We start from the raw sequence: 15,761 nt of genomic DNA on the forward strand, positions 1-15,761 counted from the left end.
ATGACTCTCCGGAATAAGGCTCTGCGCAGTTTACCGATCTTCCATGCAAAACCTAGCGTCCCCGCGCAAGCCAGCGGCCACTTTCACAGACCGCGCGGCCGTCCATTTCCAGTTCCGTCAGCGCTGCCAACACTTTCGACAACGCCCAGCCGCTGGTGATTGCCAAGGCTTCGCTGGTATGGGGCGCCGCGTGGAGCAATACGAGCAGCGGATGAGTCTCTGTCGTTTGCGCCGTTGCTGAGGATAATGGCAGCCGTTGCCAGCCGCGCAACGCTTCGAGGATGTGCTCGATGGTTTCCACCAGCACCGCACCGTCGCGGATCAACTGATGGCAACCCCTTGCGCCGGGGTGATGGATCGACCCGGGTATCGCATACACCTCTCGCCCCTGTTCCGCCGCCAGCCTGGCGGTGATCAACGAACCACTGGCCACACTCGCCTCGACTACTAGCACGCCAAGGGACAAACCGCTGATGATTCGATTGCGTCGGGGGAAGTTGCCGGGGGAAGGGCCGGCGTCCAGCGGGAACTCCGAAAGTACTGCGCTTCCCGAAGCGATCATCGCGTCCGCCAGTCGTCGATTGCGCTGTGGATAAAAATTTTCCAGCTCCGTGCCCAACACGCCGACCGTTTGCCCGCCAACGTCCAGAGCCGCCCGGTGCGCGGCAGCATCGATGCCCAGGGCCAGACCGCTGGTGATGACAAAACCGGCACCGGCCAGTGTGCGGGAAAACGCGGCGGCAGTGTCCATGCCCGGTCGCGAAGCACGACGGCTGCCGACCATCGCCAGCTGTGGTTTTTCCAGAATGCCCGGATCGCCCGCCACAAATAACAGCGGCGGCGCATCACTGATTTGCGCCAGCAGCGCAGGGTAGTCAGGTTGGTCCCACATCAGTAAATGCTGGCCCGGGCGCTCTAACCAGGCTAATGCATGACTGGCCCCGTCACGAATTTCGCTGCAGCGCCGGGCTTGCGCGCAGGTGTGAGGCAGGCCCAATGCACGCCACGCGCTGGCCGGTGCGCTGATGGCTTTGGAGGCAGAACCAAAGGCCTCAAGCAATTTCTTGAAACGTGCAGGGCCGAGTTCCGGCAAACGGTGCAGACGTAAACGGGCTTCCAGTTCCGCGGGGGAAACGGACGTACAGGCAGGCAGCGACATGGATCATCCTTGATCGTTATAAGGTCCCGTCGAATCGGGAATAAGCTGTGGATAACTCTGTTGGTAACTTGTGAGCAGGCTTAAGGATTTCGCACCTTGTCCATCACCGCCAGGGAGCGCGATGCGTTAAGGACAAGCCCGTAGCTGAGCTTGTCGTAAGTGCGGAATACCATCAGCAAACCGGCCCGCTCGTCGGGAATTTTCAAGGGTTGGCCGGTGATCCGGTCGCGCACGGTTTCACCGGTTTTCATCACCACCAGCACATTGCCTTCAGCCAGGCCATCTCGCTGGCCCTTGTTCAGCGTGACGACATCCAGCGCGCCGATCTGGGTGACCCCACGCGGCACATCGATGATCAAACCGTTGATTTCGGTTGTCGGGGCACTGGGCATGAAAGTCGAATTGATCGAGCGCTCCTCGCCGCCGAACAACCGGTCGCCGAGTCGTACTTCCTGAGTGGTGCGTTGCAAGGCGAGGGTGGCGACGTCGCCTTCAGTGGCAATGATCTCGCCGCCACCGACATCGTCGGCATTGATTCCCAGAAACTCCTTGCTCTGCGGATCGGTATAGACCTTGCCTTGACGGAAGATGCCGTACACCGGTTGTGCCGGGTCGAAGTGGCCGCGCGCGAATATTCGATCACCGGTGCCGCTGAGCACCCGTTCGGCATCGCCGGCGACGATGTAGGGTGCCTTGTCGAAATCCTCTGCCTTGTCGACGATGCGATTGCTCAGCAGAAAGCTGTTGATCGATTTCAGCGGAATGCTCGGAATGGCATCGGCCACCGGCGAGCTGCGGACTCGTGGCGAAAGCTTGATGGTGCCCCGGGAAGCGCCGCGATTGAGGGTCAGGCGTGGCTGCCCGTTGACGTAGACCAGCGACAGCGTATCGCCGGGATAGATGAGATTGGGGTTTTCGATCTGTGGATTGGCCTGCCAAAGCTGCGGCCACTCCCACGGTTCACGCAGGTATCTGGCGGAAATGTCCCAGAGTGTGTCCCCTGCCATTACAGTGTATTGCTGTGGAAAACCTTCCCTGAGTTGCACTTGCCCATGCGCAAAACCGGCCGAGGCCAGAAGGAGCAAGGCGAGTAGTGATTTCCTCATGCGGTGAATCCCTTTATTATGTACGTTCGCGTGAAACGCCAGAGCCCTCGTGGCTCGCTTCCGGCTCATTATTGAAAAGCGGGAAGCTACGTTCACAACGGTAGCCTGCATCCTCGGACTCGCCAGGCCATCGACCCGACTTTACCTCACACGTGCAGCAATTGAGCTTATGGCCATTTTAGACATCCTCGAATTCCCCGACTCGCGCCTGCGCACTATCGCCAAACCCGTGGCTGTAGTGGACGACGAAGTGCGTCGGTTGGTCGATGACATGTTTGAAACAATGTATGAAGCGCCAGGCATCGGCCTCGCCGCGACCCAGGTCAACGTGCACAAACGTATTGTCGTAATGGACCTCTCCGAAGACCGCAGCGAACCGCGGGTGTTCATCAACCCCGAGTTCGAAGTCCTCACCGACGAGGTGGACCAGTATCAGGAAGGCTGCCTTTCGGTGCCGGGTTTCTACGAAAACGTCGATCGCCCGCAAAAGGTCAGGATCAAGGCCCAGGACCGCGACGGCCAACCGTACGAACTGGTCGCCGAAGGCTTGCTCGCGGTCTGCATCCAGCATGAATGCGACCACCTCAACGGCAAATTGTTCGTTGATTACCTGTCCACGCTCAAACGCGACCGGATCAAGAAGAAACTGGAGAAGCTCCATCGCCAGAACGCTTGATGCCCTTCTTTCAAAGGCTTGCTGCGGCAAGCCTTTTTCTTTTCAAGACGCTTTGTAATCGAGAGTTCTCATGACTGAGCCATTGCGCATTGTCTTTGCCGGTACCCCGGAATTCGCCGCCGAACACCTCAAGGCCCTGCTCGACAGTCCTTACGAAATCATTGCGGTTTATACCCAACCGGACCGTCCGGCGGGTCGTGGGCAGAAGCTGATGCCCAGCCCGGTCAAGCAGTTGGCACTGGAAAACAACATCCCGGTGTTGCAGCCGCCAACCCTGCGCAACGAAGACGCTCAGGCTGAACTCGCCGCACTGAAACCGGACTTGCTGGTGGTGGTCGCCTACGGCCTGATCCTGCCCCAAGTGGTGCTGGATATTCCGCGTCTGGGCTGCATCAACAGCCACGCTTCGTTGCTGCCACGCTGGCGCGGTGCGGCGCCGATCCAGCGCGCTGTGGAAGCGGGCGACAGCGAAAGTGGCGTGACTGTGATGCGCATGGAACTGGGTCTGGATACCGGGCCGATGCTGCTGAAAGTCACCACGCCGATCAGCGCCCAAGACACTGGCGGCAGCCTCCACGATCGTCTTGCAGAGATCGGCCCGCCGGCCGTGGTGCAGGCGATTGCCGGCCTGGCGGCAGGCACTCTGGAAGGTGAAGTGCAGGACGACAGCCTCGCCACCTACGCACACAAATTGAACAAGGACGAAGCACGCATCGACTGGAGCCGCCCGGCGGTTGAGCTGGAGCGCCTGGTTCGCGCCTTCAACCCATGGCCGATCACCCACAGCACGCTGAACGGCGAAGCGCTTAAAGTGCTGGCTGCGAGCGTGGCCGAAGGGCAGGGCGCACCGGGTGAAATCCTCAGTGCCAGCAAGGACGGCTTGGTCGTCGCCTGCGGTGAACAGGCGCTGTGCCTGACCCGTCTGCAATTGCCCGGCGGCAAGGTGCTGAACTTCAGCGATTTGTACAACAGCCGTCGTGAGAAATTCGCCGTCGGTACCGTGCTTGGTCAAACGGCGGACGCTCAATGAATCCACGTCTGGCTGCCGCCAAGGCATTGGCCGCTGTTCTTAACGGAAAAGCCTCGCTCAACAGTTCTCTGCCGACGCAAATGGACAAGGTCGAAGATCGCGATCGCGGCTTCACCCAGGACCTGGCATTCGGCACGGCGCGCTGGCAGCCACGTTTGTCGGCGCTAGCGGCCAAGTTGCTGCAAAAGCCGTTCAAGGCGGCTGATGCCGATGTCGAGGCGCTGTTGCTGGTCGGTCTCTATCAACTGCTCTACACCCGGGTTCCGGCCCACGCGGCCATCGGTGAAACCGTGGGTTGCGCCGACAAACTGAAAAAACCGTGGGCCAAAGCCTTGCTCAACGCCGTTTTGCGCCGTGCCCAACGGGAAAGCGAAGCGCTGCTGTCTGAGCTGGAACACGACCCGGTGGTGCGCACCGCTCACCCGCGCTGGCTGCAAAAATCCCTCAAAGCCTTCTGGCCTGAACAATGGGAGGCCATTTGCGCGGCGAACAACGCTCACCCGCCAATGATTTTGCGAGTCAACCGTCGCCACCACACCCGCGACGCTTATCTCGGGTTGCTGACTGAAGCGGGCATCGCGGCCACGCCGTGCATTTACAGTCGGGATGGCATCATCCTCGACGCAGCGGCGGACGTGCGTAGCCTGCCAGGTTTCGCCGAAGGCTGGATCAGCGTGCAGGACGAAGCCGCGCAACTGGCCGCCGATCTGCTGGAGCTGGCGCCTGGCCAGCGGGTGCTGGACGCCTGCTGCGCACCGGGGGGGAAAACCTGCCACATCCTTGAAGCCGAGCCCCAACTGGCTGGCGTGGTGGCGGTGGATCTGGAAGCCAAGCGCCTGGTTCGAGTGCGGGAAAATCTTGCACGCCTGGGCCTGAGCGCCGAACTGATCGCCGCCGACGGCCGCGACACCGCGAGCTGGTGGGACGGCAAGCCATTCCAACGCATTCTGCTGGATGCGCCGTGCTCGGCCACCGGGGTGATTCGTCGTCACCCGGATATCAAGCTGACCCGCCAACCCGACGACATCGCCGCGTTGGCGGTGCTTCAGGGCGAGCTACTCGACGCCCTGTGGATAACGTTGGAGGTGGGCGGCATTGTGCTTTACGCCACCTGCTCCACGCTGCCGACCGAGAACACCGAGGTCATCGAAGCATTCCTCGCTCGCACGCCGGGTGCCCGTGAACTCGATATCGCCAGTCAGGCCGGCATCAAACAGCCCCATGGTCGCCAATTGCTGGCCCAGGAAGGTGGCCACGACGGGTTCTATTACGCCAAGCTGATCAAGATTGCCGCCGCAGGCGGTTAACCGGTTTTAAGGAGTGAATGGATGAAAATCATCATCCTCGGCGCAGGGCAAGTCGGCGGTTCGCTGGCAGAACATCTGGCCAGTGAAGCCAATGACATCACCGTGGTCGACACCGATGGCGAACGCCTGCGCGATCTGGGCGATCGCCTGGACATCCGCACCGTGCAAGGTCGCGGTTCGCTGCCGACCATCCTGCGTCAGGCCGGCGCGGATGACGCCGACATGCTGGTGGCCGTGACGAACAGTGACGAAACCAACATGGTGGCCTGTCAGGTCGCTCACACCTTGTTCCACACACCGACCAAAATCGCCCGGGTCCGCGAAGCCGCGTACCTGACCCGTGCCGAACTGTTCGATAACGAAGCGATTCCAGTCGACGTGCTGATCAGCCCGGAGCAAGTCGTTACCAACTACATCAAGCGCCTGATCCAGCATCCGGGTGCGTTGCAAGTAATCGACTTCGCCGAAGGCAAGGCGCAACTGGTGGCAGTGAAAGCCTATTACGGCGGTCCGCTGGTGGGTCAGCAATTGCGCCAGTTGCGTGAACACATGCCGAATGTCGAAACCCGCGTTGCGGCGATTTTCCGTCGTGACCGGCCGATCCTGCCCCAGGGCGATACGGTGATCGAGGCTGACGATGAAGTATTTTTCATCGCCGCCAAAGCGAACATTCGCGCGGTGATGAGCGAAATGCGCCGCCTCGATGAGAGCTACAAACGTATCGTCATCGCTGGCGGGGGGCAGATTGGCGAGCGTTTGGCGGAGGCCATCGAAAGTCGCTATCAGGTGAAGATCATCGAGATGAGTCCGACCCGCTGCCGCCATCTCTCGGACACCCTCGATAGCACCGTGGTGTTGCAGGGCAGTGCCTCCGACCGTGACCTGCTGATCGAGGAAAACATCGCCGACGCCGATATCTTCCTGGCGCTGACCAACGACGACGAAGCCAACATCATGTCGTCGCTACTGGCCAAGCGCCTGGGCGCGAAGAAGGTGATGACGATCATCAACAACCCGGCCTACGTCGACCTGATCCAGGGTGGCGACATCGACATCGCCATCAGCCCGCAATTGGCGACCATCGGCACCTTGCTGGCTCACGTGCGGCGTGGCGATATCGTCAGCGTGCACTCATTGCGTCGAGGTGCGGCGGAAGCCATCGAGGCCATCGCCCACGGTGATGAAAAGTCGAGCAAGGTGATTGGCAAGGCCATTGAAAACATCGGCCTGCCGCCAGGGACCACCATCGGCGCGATCATCCGCGACGAAGAAGTGATCATCGCCCACGACGACACGGTGATCGAAGCCGGCGACCATGTGATTCTGTTCCTTGTGGATAAAAAGCATATTCGGGATGTGGAAAAGCTGTTCCATGTGGGGTTGAGCTTCTTCTGATCCGGCAACTGATCATTCCCACGCTCTGCGTGGGAATGCAGCCCGGGACCCTCCGCGTCCCTGCCGAAGCGGACGCGGAGCGTCCATTGAGGCATTCCCACGCGGAGCGTGGGAACGATCGCTACGATCACTGACTGAGGGGAAATACCAATGATCGAATCCCTGGAAAAGATGCTCGCCAAGGGTGTGGATAACTCCCTGCTGCGCTTTGGTCTGGGCAAGGGTTATCTGGATCTGGGTGAAAATGCCAAGGCCGCAGAGCATTTCCAGCGCTGCGTCGAGATCGACCCGAAGTATTCGGCAGCCTGGAAACTATTGGGCAAGGCGCATCTGGCACTGGCGAATTACGCAGCGGCGCGTCAGGCCTGGGAACAGGGCCTGGAAGCGGCCCGCAACCATGGCGACAAGCAGGCCGAGAAGGAAATGACGGTGTTTCTTAAAAAGCTTGAGCGTCAGGCGCACTGATCAGAGGCAACTCAGGCCAAAGATCAAAAAAGATCGCAGCCTTCGCCAGCGCCTACGGGGTGTACACCGCGCCTTTTGCAGGAGCTGGCGAAGCCTGCGATCTTTTGATTTTTACCGGGAGTTATCCACAGCGGCATCAATACCAGCGTTCTTCGCCCGGCGGACGCTTCTTGAAGCGTTTCATGCTCCACATGTACTGGCTCGGATAAGCCCGCACATAGCGCTCGACCACCTGGCTCATCGCCGCGCAGGAGGTTTCGGTATCGGTGCTGTACATGGCCTCGGGCGCAGCTTCGAGGATTACTTTGTAACCCGAACCGTCCGGTAGCCGCAGGGCATGCAGGAACACGCCGACCGCTTTGCCGCCGGCCAGCATGTTCGGCACGAATTTACTGGTCAGGGCCTGGGTGGCGAAGAACGGCACGAAAATTCCGGCGGATTCGGCCGGCTCCGGATCAGCCGGAATGCCCACGGCCCCCCCTTTGCGCACTTCCTTGATCACGCTGAGGATGCCTTCCTTGGTGGAAGCGGCCACCCGGTTGCCCAATTGCACCCGCTGCTTGCGCAGCAATTCATCCACCGCCTTGAGCTTGGGCGGACGGTAGAAAATGATCGGTTTGCATTGGTTGCAATAGAAATGGTTCAACACTTCCCAGTTGCCCAGGTGACTGGTGATGCCGACCACGCCTTTGCCGGAGGCGAGGGCGTCTTTAAGCACATCCAGACCTTCGACTTCGCGCACCAGATCAATGGAACGCTGGGCCGGCCAGATCCATGCGCAGGCGCTCTCGGTCAAGGACTTGCCGATGTCTTTCAGGCTCTGTCCGACTAAACGCTCGCGTTCGGCGGGGTCCATTTGCGGAAAGCACTTGGCGAGGTTGATCCGTACCACCTCACGGGAACGGTTGGGGGTTTTCCACATGATCCAGCCAATGGCCGAACCTGCCGCCTGCACTGCCCGCCATGGCAGCAACGCAAACAACCGCAGAGCGCCTACCAGCAAGGCGCCTTTCAACTTATCCACAGGTCACTCCTGATCTTGTGCTGTGCGCGAGGCGGTTATTCTAACCGCCGTTCGCCAAGGTGGCGTAGCGATCGCAATCGCGAGTGTGGTCCATGACCATGCCGGAAGCTTGCATCAGCGCGTAACAAATGGTCGGGCCGACGAACGTGAATCCGGCTTTTTTCAGGCCTTTGCTCATCTCGACGGCGACCGGCGTCACGGCCGGCACTTCACTGCGATCCTTGAAATGATTGATCACCGGCGTGCCGCCGACGAACGACCAGAGAAACGCCACCGGATCTTCCAGCGCCAGCCAGGCTTGAGCATTGCGACGGGCGGCATTGAGTTTGAGACGATTGCGGATGATCCCCGGATCGAGCATCAATTCATCGATTTCCGCATCGCTCATCTGTGCCACCCGCTGTATGTCGAAGCCAAACATCACTTCGCGATAACGCTCTCGTTTGCGCAACACGGTGATCCAGGAAAGCCCGGCCTGGAACCCTTCGAGCAAAAGCAACTCGAACAAACCCTGCGCATCGCGCAACGGCGTCCCCCACTCCTGATCGTGATAAGCCATGTACAGCGGATCTTCGGTACACCAAAAGCAGCGTGGCATAAGGCTCCAGGGGGCGTGCGCAGGTTCGAATCGGGTATACTCCCGCTCTTTAAATCGCAGCCCAAGAAACAGGTGAATTTCGTGAGCCAGCCTACGCCAGCCGTGCGTACCTTCCAAGACTTGATCCTCGCCCTCCAGCAATACTGGGCCGAGCAAGGTTGTGTGGTACTTCAGCCCTACGATATGGAAGTAGGCGCCGGCACTTTCCACACTGCCACGTTCCTGCGCGCCATTGGCCCGGAAACCTGGAACGCCGCTTATGTGCAGCCCAGTCGTCGCCCGACTGACGGCCGCTACGGCGAAAACCCGAACCGTCTGCAGCATTACTACCAGTTCCAGGTAGTCCTGAAGCCGAACCCGGACAACTTCCAGGAACTGTACCTGGGCTCCCTCAAGCACGTGGGCCTCGACCCGCTGGTGCACGACATCCGTTTCGTCGAAGACAACTGGGAATCGCCGACGCTGGGCGCCTGGGGTCTGGGCTGGGAAGTCTGGCTCAACGGCATGGAAGTGACGCAGTTCACTTACTTCCAGCAAGCGGGCGGCATCGAGTGCTACCCGGTGACCGGCGAGATCACTTACGGTCTGGAACGTCTGGCGATGTACCTGCAAGGCGTCGACTCGGTCTATGACCTGGTCTGGGCTGACGGTCCGTTCGGCAAAGTGACTTACGGCGATGTGTTCCACCAGAACGAAGTGGAGCAGTCGACCTACAACTTCGAACACGCCAACGTCGAGAAGCTGTTCGAGTTGTTCGACTTCTACGAAAGCGAAGCCAAGCGCCTGATCGAACTCGATCAGCCATTGCCGTTGCCGAGCTACGAAATGGTGTTGAAGGCTTCCCACACCTTCAACCTGCTGGATGCGCGCCGGGCGATCTCGGTGACCGCGCGTCAGCAATACATCCTGCGGGTCCGCACCCTGGCGCGTTCCGTTGCGCAAGCCTACCTGCTGGCTCGCGCCAAGCTGGGCTTCCCGATGGCGACCCCGGACCTGCGTGATGAAGTATTGGCCAAGCTGGAGGCTGCACAATGAGTGCTCAAGATTTTCTGGTTGAATTGGGCACCGAAGAACTGCCACCCAAAGCCCTGAATACCCTGGCCGAAGCGTTTATGGCCGGTATCGACAAAGGCCTGCAAGCTGCCGGCCTGAACTACGAAACCAAAACCGTCTACGCCGCGCCACGTCGTCTGGCCGTGCTGATCACCGCACTGGCGACCCAGCAGCCGGATCGCAGCATCAACCTCGACGGCCCGCCACGCCAGGCCGCGTTCGATGCCGAAGGCAACCCGACTCAAGCTGCCCTGGGCTTTGCCAAGAAGTGCGGCGTCGACCTGAGCGAGATCGATCAGAGCGGTCCAAAGCTGCGCTACAGCCAAAGCATCGCCGGCAAGCCGACCGCGAACCTGATGCCGACCATCGTGGAAGACTCCCTCAACGACCTGCCTATTCCCAAGCGCATGCGCTGGGGTGCTCGCAAGGAAGAATTCGTTCGCCCGACCCAATGGCTGGTGATGCTGCTCGGTGACCATGTCATCGACTGCACCATCCTCGCCCAGAAGTCCGGTCGCGATTCCCGTGGTCACCGCTTCCACCACCCTGAAAGCGTGCGCATCACCTCGCCGGCCAACTACCTGAACGATCTGCGTGCCGCTTACGTGGTGGCCGACGCCAACGAGCGTCGCGAGCTGATCAGCAAGCGCACCGAAGAGCTGGCGACGCAGCAGGAAGGTACGGCCATCGTGCCGCCGAACCTGCTCGATGAAGTGACCGCGCTGGTCGAATGGCCGGTGCCGCTGGTGTGCTCGTTCGAAGAACGTTTCCTCGACGTGCCGCAAGAAGCGCTGATTACCACCATGCAGGACAACCAGAAGTATTTCTGCCTGCTGGATGCCGACGGCAAGTTGCTGCCTCGTTTCATTACCGTGGCCAACATCGAAAGCAAAGACCCGCAGCAGATCATCGCCGGTAACGAGAAAGTGGTTCGCCCACGCCTGACCGACGCCGAGTTCTTCTTCAAGCAAGACAAGAAGCAAAAACTCGAAGCGTTCAATCTGCGCCTGCAGAATGTGGTGTTCCAGGAAAAACTCGGCAGCGTCTTCGACAAGGCCGAACGTGTTTCCAGACTCGCTGCATTCATTGCTCAACGCATTGGCGGCAACGCTGCATGGGCTTCCCGTGCCGGCCTGCTGTCCAAGTGCGACCTGGCGACCGAAATGGTTGGCGAGTTCCCGGAGATGCAAGGTGTCGCCGGTTACTACTACGCCCTTAACGACGGCGAGCCAGAAGAAGTTGCACTGGCGCTGAACGAGCAGTACATGCCGCGCGGTGCCGGCGCTGAATTGCCGACCACCCTCACCGGTGCGGCCGTGGCCATCGCCGACAAGCTCGATACGTTGGTGGGTATTTTCGGTATCGGCATGTTGCCAACCGGGAGCAAAGACCCGTACGCCCTGCGCCGTGCTGCGCTGGGTGTATTGCGCATCCTGATCGACAAGAAGCTCGACCTCGACCTGAACGACGCCGTGGCGTTCGCCGTGAATGCGTTCGGTACCAAGGTCAAGGCTGCCGGCCTTAATGACTCGGTGCTGGAATTCATCTTCGATCGTCTGCGTGCCCGTTATGAAGACGAAGGCGTTGATGTCGGGACTTACCTGTCGGTCCGTGCCCTGAAGCCGGGTTCGGCGCTGGACTTCGATCAGCGTGTCCAAGCGGTAGAAGCGTTCCGCAAATTGCCGGAAGCCGCTGCGCTGGCCGCCGTGAACAAGCGCGTTTCCAACCTGTTGAGCAAGATCGAAGGCTCCGTGCCGACGGTCGTTGAAGCCAAATACTTCGACAACGCCAACGAGTTTTCGCTGTATTCGGCGATCCAGCAGGCTGACCAGGCTGTCCAGCCGATGGCCGCTGCTCGTCAGTACAGCGAATCGCTGGCACGTCTGGCCGCCTTGCGCGAGCCGGTGGACGCGTTCTTCGAAGCAGTGATGGTCAACGCCGAAGATGCCAAGGTACGAGCCAACCGCTATGCACTGCTGGCGCGCCTGCGTGGGCTGTTCCTCGGCGTCGCCGACATTTCGTTGCTGGGCTGAGGGGCTGCTGTTGAAACTGCTGATTCTCGATCGGGATGGAGTGATCAATTACGACTCCGACGCGTACATCAAGTCGGTGGAGGAGTGGATTCCGCTGCCCGGTTCGATCGAAGCGATCGCGCAGTTGAGCAAGGCCGGCTGGACGGTGGCGGTCGCTACTAACCAGTCGGGCATCGCTCGCGGCTATTACGACATCACCACCCTGGAGGCCATGCACGCTCGCTTGCGCGAACTGGTGGCGGAGCAGGGTGGTGAAGTCGGGCTGATCGTTTATTGCCCGCATGGGCCCGACGATGGCTGCGATTGCCGCAAGCCAAAACCCGGGATGTTGAAAGCCATCGCCGCGCATTACAACGTTTCGCTGACGAATCTATGGTTCGTCGGCGATACTCTCGGTGACCTGGAAGCCGCCAAAGCCGTCGACTGTCAGCCAGTTTTGGTAAAGACCGGGAAAGGCGAAAAGACTCAGGGCAAGACCCTACCGGCAGGCACCTTGATTTTTGACGATCTGGCGGCGATTGCCGCGGAACTTATCCACAACTAAGGCTCTTCTGACATCCTGGCCAAGGACTGATCGGGAGTGCGTTTGAATAGGCGGGCAATGCCCGCAACGGTAAATGTCGCCATGTCGATACTGCAGGCCATCAGAACTTTCCTCTTTTACCTGCTGCTGGGCACCAGTTCCTTACTCTGGTGCACCCTGAGCTTTTTTATCGCGCCGTTTCTGCCATTCAAGGCGCGCTATCGCTTTATCAACGTGTACTGGTGCCGCTGTGCCTTATGGCTGAGCAAAGTCTTTCTGGGTATCCGTTACGAAGTGAAGGGTGCCGAGAATGTACCTGACCAGCCCTGCGTGATTCAGGCGAACCATCAGAGCACCTGGGAGACCTTTTTTCTCTCGGCCTACTTCGAGCCGCTGAGCCAGGTGCTCAAGCGCGAACTGCTCTACGTTCCGTTCTTCGGCTGGGCCATGGCGATGCTGCGACCGATCGCCATCGACCGTGGCAACCCGAAAGCTGCACTCAAGCATGTGGCGAAGAAGGGCGATGAGCTGCTCAAGGACAAGGTCTGGGTACTGATCTTCCCGGAAGGGACTCGCGTTCCCTATGGCACCATCGGCAAGTTTTCCCGGGGTGGCACCGCGTTGGCTGTCAATGCGTCATTGCCGGTACTGCCGATTGCGCACAATGCCGGCAAGTTCTGGCCAAAAACCGGTTGGGCAAAAAAGCAGGGCGTGATCACGGTGATCATTGGCGCGCCGATGTACGCCGAGGGCAGTGGGCCGCGAGCGATCGCCGACCTCAATGATCGGGTCCAAGCCTGGAACGAACAGATGCAGCGCGAAATGGGCTCGCTGCCAGCAGCCCCGGCGGCGCCAAGTGCGACCGATCAAGTGGCTGTCTGAGATTCTGTGGATAACCTGTGTGTCGTTTTGTTGAAAAGCGCTTCAATTAGCTATTAAGTTTTTGATTTACATACATATTTCTTGGGAAAGAAAAAAATCCGAAAAGGTGCATAAGTTTATTTCTGACCTAAAAAAACCGGCTGATATAGCCGGTTTTTTATGCGCGCTGAAAACATCTGGATCACTCGCTCAATAGCGGTAACTGAATGCTGAACGTCGAGCCTTGCCCCACCACGCTACGACAGGAAATCCTTCCGCCATGACGATCCACCACCGCCTTGACCATGGACAAACCCAGTCCCAGGCCATCGGTGCCCTGAGCTGAAGTAAAACGCCGATACTGGCTGAACAACTCAGGAAGTTCTTCGACGGCAATCCCTCGGCCCTGATCGACGATCTCGCACAGCAACCAGCCTTCGGCATAACTCACCCGCACCGATATCCGCGACCCCGCCGGGCTGTACTTGATGGCGTTTTCCAACAGGTTGAACAGTGCCCGTGTCAGTAGTGATTGATCCGCCAGGACCTGCGCTTCAGCGTTTTCGTCGAGGTCATGCAGCAACTGAATGTTTTTCAGGTAAGCGATACTCAAGGCTTGGTCGAAAGAATCGAGCAACAACATCGCGAACATGCTCGGCTGAAACTGATAGGCCTCGGACTCGGCCTTTGCCAACTGCACAAAAGCCTCGGTCAGGTTCAACGCCTTGCGCACTTGTAACTCGATCTGGCTGAACACTTGAGTATCACCGGGCACCTGATGCCGCTGAACGTCGAGCAAGGCGAGTATCGCCGAATGGGGAGCCCGCAGGTCATGGGACAAAAAGCGCAGCAATACGGCTCGCTGTTCTTCGGTGTCGCGCTCCACGCTCAAGTCAGTGAGACTCAGCAGCCAGCCAATCACGGAGTCACCCTCGGCCGGTAACAGCGGTGCCAGGTCCAGACGCAGGCTGCGTGCCTGGGTGTCACGAAACTCCAAGGGTTCCAGGGTCGACAACGCAGATGACGCTCCATCGGACGGCACCGGGTACCCCAGGTCATTCAGTTGCTCGAGCACGTCCTCACCCACCAGACCACGACCAAATACCTCTCGAGCCTTACGGTTGGCCAGCAGAATACGCCCGTGCGGATCGCTGATCAGCGTCGCCACGGGCAGGTATTCAAGCCCGTCGGCAATGAATCGCCGGGTATCGCGGGTTCGGCTCATGGCCTGCTCCAGCGCGACGATTTGCCCTTGCAACACATCACCGGCCGGGGCCTGGGTGCGACGACGCTCAGGAAAGACTTTTGGCTCGCTGTCCAGGCGCGCCAGTTCCCAGCCGAAATAGGCGAGCACCGCGTTCAGCCTTCGCCAATTCCAGATCAGGTAGCCCAGCATCATCCCCAACAGGCTTGCGGCCGGTGACCACCACCAGCCAAGCCGCAACAGTACAGCCGAGCCCAGCAGAGCGGCTGCCATTGCACCCAGGGTCAGCCATAAGGCACGACGCGGACGTACCAGTAACAGGCCCAGTAACTCACCAACGATCATCATCGACAGCAATGCCGCCAAGCGTTGATCAAGCTCCACGATGTTGCGCTGTTGAAGCAGCCCGTTGAGGATATTCGCTTGAATCTCAACACCCGGTGTAGTGCCGATGCTGGCCGATTGCGGGGTCACGTAGCGATCCCCCAGGCCGGCAGCGGTCGAGCCGATCAGAATCAAGCGATCACGCAGCAATTCGGGCGGAACTTCGCCGCGCAATACGCTGACGTAGGGCACCGTAGGAAAGCCTGCGTCGGAATGGATGAAAGGAATCCGTATTTCATGGGCTCGCTGCCAGCCTTGCTCCAATGGCGAGGCCGGGGTGCCGGGCATCGGTGCATTTCCCTTGTCGGAAAGCGTTTCTTCGTACAGCAGCCAGGCCAGTTGCGGGCGTGCTTTTTGCGCCGGGCCTTCGCTTAAATACACGCTGCGCACGACCCCATCAGCGTCCGCTTCGGCATTGATGTGCCCGACACCTTTAGCGCAATGGCTCAGCGCAGCCACCGGTTCGATTTCCCCCAAGGGTTGCCCATAACGGGCGACGCCTTCGCGCAGCAACGGCACAAATACATTTGCGGCCCGACAGGTCGCCTGGGCTAAAAGCTGATCGTTGGCGGGCTGGCTATCGGGCTCGCTGAAAATAACGTCGAATAGAACACCTTTAACGTTCGCTGCGCTGAGCCGATCCAGCAGTTGCGCGTGCATGGCTCGCGACCACGGCCATCGGCCAAGCTGCTGCAAGCTGTAGTCATCGATCGTAACAATGAGTATTCGCCGGTCCACTGGCAGCGGACTCAGGCGGCGCAGGTTGTCATACAGCAGATTGCTCAGGGCCAAGCCCTGATACATGGACAGCATCGCCGTCAGCGGCAGCAGGATCAGACAGACCCACAGCCACTCACGGACTATCCGCCGAAACAGCCGCTGAGCCTGGGTCGGCTCGCGGCCATCCTTCCTTGGCCGGCCCTTCATCGGCCGTCGACCGAGA

14 protein-coding genes are annotated in these 15,761 nt (G+C 59.8%); 9 read left to right on the forward strand and 5 right to left on the reverse strand.

What is annotated here, in order from left to right:
- Positions 1-52 precede the first annotated feature (52 nt).
- Complete coding sequence (dprA, locus tag BZL43_RS13380) at positions 53-1,159, reverse strand: DNA-processing protein DprA (RefSeq protein WP_095632749.1); 1,107 nt, start codon at positions 1,157-1,159, stop codon at positions 53-55.
- Positions 1,160-1,239: 80 nt separating this feature from the next.
- Positions 1,240-2,265: a LysM peptidoglycan-binding domain-containing protein gene (locus BZL43_RS13385; protein ID WP_095632750.1), complete on the reverse strand. Its 1,026-nt coding sequence runs from the start codon at positions 2,263-2,265 to the stop codon at positions 1,240-1,242.
- Positions 2,266-2,434: 169 nt separating this feature from the next.
- Between BZL43_RS13385 and def the strand changes: the two genes are divergently transcribed.
- From def to BZL43_RS13410, 5 genes are all read left to right on the forward strand, one after another.
- On the forward strand, positions 2,435-2,941 hold the full coding sequence (gene def / locus BZL43_RS13390) for a peptide deformylase (RefSeq protein WP_095632751.1): 507 nt from the start codon (positions 2,435-2,437) through the stop codon (positions 2,939-2,941).
- 70 nt (positions 2,942-3,011) lie between these two features.
- The gene (gene fmt, locus BZL43_RS13395; protein ID WP_095632752.1) at positions 3,012-3,971 is read left to right on the forward strand and encodes a methionyl-tRNA formyltransferase; all 960 of its coding nucleotides are present in this window, start codon (positions 3,012-3,014) and stop codon (positions 3,969-3,971) included.
- Complete coding sequence (rsmB, locus tag BZL43_RS13400) at positions 3,968-5,278, forward strand: 16S rRNA (cytosine(967)-C(5))-methyltransferase RsmB (RefSeq protein ID WP_095632753.1); 1,311 nt, start codon at positions 3,968-3,970, stop codon at positions 5,276-5,278. Before fmt ends, rsmB begins: the two co-directional genes overlap by 4 nt.
- 21 nt (positions 5,279-5,299) lie before the next feature.
- Positions 5,300-6,673, forward strand: a complete 1,374-nt coding sequence (gene trkA, locus BZL43_RS13405) for a Trk system potassium transporter TrkA (RefSeq protein ID WP_095632754.1) — start codon at positions 5,300-5,302, stop codon at positions 6,671-6,673.
- Between the two features lie 150 nt (positions 6,674-6,823).
- Positions 6,824-7,138, forward strand: coding sequence for a tetratricopeptide repeat protein (locus BZL43_RS13410; protein WP_095632755.1), 315 nt, complete (start codon positions 6,824-6,826; stop codon positions 7,136-7,138).
- A gap of 136 nt (positions 7,139-7,274) precedes the next feature.
- On the opposite strand, the gene BZL43_RS13415 is transcribed toward BZL43_RS13410, so the two are convergent.
- Both BZL43_RS13415 and tag read right to left on the reverse strand, forming a co-directional pair.
- On the reverse strand, positions 7,275-8,162 hold the full coding sequence (locus BZL43_RS13415; RefSeq protein WP_095632756.1) for a lysophospholipid acyltransferase: 888 nt from the start codon (positions 8,160-8,162) through the stop codon (positions 7,275-7,277).
- Positions 8,163-8,202: 40 nt separating this feature from the next.
- Positions 8,203-8,760 carry a DNA-3-methyladenine glycosylase I gene (tag, locus tag BZL43_RS13420; RefSeq protein WP_095632757.1) on the reverse strand — a complete coding sequence of 186 codons (558 nt, stop codon included), beginning with the start codon at positions 8,758-8,760 and terminating at the stop codon, positions 8,203-8,205.
- An 81-nt stretch (positions 8,761-8,841) separates the two neighbouring features.
- On the opposite strand from tag, the gene glyQ reads away from it, so the two are divergent.
- The 4 genes from glyQ to BZL43_RS13440 all read left to right on the forward strand — a co-directional run bounded on the left by glyQ (position 8,842) and on the right by BZL43_RS13440 (position 13,251).
- The gene (gene glyQ, locus BZL43_RS13425) at positions 8,842-9,795 is read left to right on the forward strand and encodes a glycine--tRNA ligase subunit alpha (RefSeq protein ID WP_003213601.1); all 954 of its coding nucleotides are present in this window, start codon (positions 8,842-8,844) and stop codon (positions 9,793-9,795) included.
- Positions 9,792-11,846, forward strand: a complete 2,055-nt coding sequence (gene glyS, locus BZL43_RS13430; protein ID WP_095632758.1) for a glycine--tRNA ligase subunit beta — start codon at positions 9,792-9,794, stop codon at positions 11,844-11,846. The genes glyQ and glyS overlap by 4 nt, the downstream gene beginning before the upstream one ends.
- Before the next feature lie 4 nt (positions 11,847-11,850).
- On the forward strand, positions 11,851-12,390 hold the full coding sequence (gene gmhB / locus BZL43_RS13435; protein ID WP_168185091.1) for a D-glycero-beta-D-manno-heptose 1,7-bisphosphate 7-phosphatase: 540 nt from the start codon (positions 11,851-11,853) through the stop codon (positions 12,388-12,390).
- Positions 12,391-12,471: 81 nt separating this feature from the next.
- Positions 12,472-13,251, forward strand: coding sequence for a 1-acyl-sn-glycerol-3-phosphate acyltransferase (locus tag BZL43_RS13440; RefSeq protein ID WP_095632759.1), 780 nt, complete (start codon positions 12,472-12,474; stop codon positions 13,249-13,251).
- Between the two features lie 181 nt (positions 13,252-13,432).
- Here the strand turns inward: BZL43_RS13440 and BZL43_RS13445 are convergent, their stop codons facing one another.
- On the reverse strand, positions 13,433-15,745 hold the full coding sequence (locus BZL43_RS13445) for a CHASE2 domain-containing protein (protein ID WP_095632760.1): 2,313 nt from the start codon (positions 15,743-15,745) through the stop codon (positions 13,433-13,435).
- Positions 15,746-15,761 lie beyond the last annotated feature (16 nt).

Origin of the sequence: Pseudomonas sp. PICF141 (assembly GCF_002286815.1) — a bacterium.
Lineage (GTDB): Bacteria > Pseudomonadota > Gammaproteobacteria > Pseudomonadales > Pseudomonadaceae > Aquipseudomonas.

Coding starts and splice junctions, on each gene's coding strand:
- dprA (WP_095632749.1), bottom strand. CDS start 1,159: ATGTCGCTGCCTGCCTGTACGTCCGTTTCCCCCGCGGAACTGGAAGCC.
- BZL43_RS13385 (WP_095632750.1), bottom strand. CDS start 2,265: ATGAGGAAATCACTACTCGCCTTGCTCCTTCTGGCCTCGGCCGGTTTT.
- def (WP_095632751.1), top strand. CDS start 2,435: ATGGCCATTTTAGACATCCTCGAATTCCCCGACTCGCGCCTGCGCACT.
- fmt (WP_095632752.1), top strand. CDS start 3,012: ATGACTGAGCCATTGCGCATTGTCTTTGCCGGTACCCCGGAATTCGCC.
- rsmB (WP_095632753.1), top strand. CDS start 3,968: ATGAATCCACGTCTGGCTGCCGCCAAGGCATTGGCCGCTGTTCTTAAC.
- trkA (WP_095632754.1), top strand. CDS start 5,300: ATGAAAATCATCATCCTCGGCGCAGGGCAAGTCGGCGGTTCGCTGGCA.
- BZL43_RS13410 (WP_095632755.1), top strand. CDS start 6,824: ATGATCGAATCCCTGGAAAAGATGCTCGCCAAGGGTGTGGATAACTCC.
- tag (WP_095632757.1), bottom strand. CDS start 8,760: ATGCCACGCTGCTTTTGGTGTACCGAAGATCCGCTGTACATGGCTTAT.
- glyS (WP_095632758.1), top strand. CDS start 9,792: ATGAGTGCTCAAGATTTTCTGGTTGAATTGGGCACCGAAGAACTGCCA.
- BZL43_RS13440 (WP_095632759.1), top strand. CDS start 12,472: ATGTCGATACTGCAGGCCATCAGAACTTTCCTCTTTTACCTGCTGCTG.
- BZL43_RS13445 (WP_095632760.1), bottom strand. CDS start 15,745: ATGAAGGGCCGGCCAAGGAAGGATGGCCGCGAGCCGACCCAGGCTCAG.